Below are 1,343 nucleotides of genomic sequence, written 5' to 3' on the forward strand. Positions count from 1 at the left end.
GCTTGTTTATCCAGCATCCTACCGCATCATGTACTGCCTTTACAATCGCCGGAGTGATGGTGATCGTTCCAATTTCGCCAACACCGCGCGGTCCATATGCATCACCCTTCATTAGTTCTTCTATTGCGATCACCTTCATGTTAGGAACGTCTTTGACTCCGGGGATCAAATAGTGATCGAGATTTTCCGCGGCATAACGGCCGTCCGTCATTTTCGCTTCCTCCATCAGTGTGTAGCCGAGTGCCATGGCAGCGCCGCCTTCAATTTGACCTCGATATCCCTGCGGACTGACAACCGAACCTGCCGCAATAGCGTGCTCACAATCTATCAATTTGACATCACCTGTTAACAGATCTACCTCCACCTCAACGGCAGCCGCTCCAAATGAGTAGAGAAAATGGCCGCCCACCACAGGATCAGGCGTTGTTGGAAAGTCAAATGCCGTTTCCTCTGCCAAAGAGCCTTTTTCAGCCAGCTCCTTATACGTCACCACGAGCGCCTTTGTGTTTTTGTCACGCAAGCCTGCAGCGCCGGGAATAAGGTTTTCCGCTGAACAGCCGTTCCATTCTTCCGCCCGTTTTTTCAACTGGGCTAGAAACGGCTTCTTCAAACGCTGGATCGCGTGCCACACCATGCTTGTGCCGCGGGATGCTGTGGAGGAGCCTGACTTCGGCACTTTTGCGGTATCCCCAATAACAATGGAAATATCCTCTGCGGCACAACCTAACTCCTCCATGACAATATGTTCAATCGCGGCTAGAATCCCCTGTCCGCATTCTTCAAATCCGAACGAAGCAGTGATTTTGCCTTCACTCGAAAGGGACAAACGGCCTCCTGCCGCATCCATTCGGCCATACCCCAGCCCGCCGCCGTGCATTGTAATTGCCGCTCCCGTGCCTCTTTGCAGATACCCGCAGTTCCGGCTTGTTCTTGTAAGAATGGGAGATTTAGATATGGCATTCAACACCTGCGCCGCTCCGTCAGTCGGTGCAATCCGATGCTCAAGCGGCCCCAAGTCATGCGGCTTTCTGATATTTTTTCTTCTCAGCTCGAGCGGGTCGATGCCGAGCATGCCGCTGAGACGATCGAGATGGGTTTCGAGTGCAAATGTGATTTGGTTGCCGCCAAAGCCCCGAAATTCCCCTGCCACCCCGTTGTTCGTAAATACTGATATTCCTTCAGTCCGGATATTCGGAATACGGTACGGCCCCGCGGCATGCTCGACAGAAAAATCTAGAACGGCAGGTCCAAGCGTGGCGTAAGCGCCTGTGTCCGCCACAATTTTCACGTCGTGCGCCAATAGATTTCCCGAATGATCCGCACCCGTTTTTATGGTAATCTTC

1 protein-coding gene is annotated in these 1,343 nt (G+C 52.6%); it reads right to left on the minus strand.

The annotated features are described in order from the left end of the window. Positions 1 to 1,343: molybdopterin cofactor-binding domain-containing protein (locus ACWHAR_RS21550; protein WP_452087777.1), on the minus strand; the 1,343-nt coding region annotated here is incomplete at both ends.

The organism is Bacillus sp. LR--39 (genome assembly GCF_053613335.1).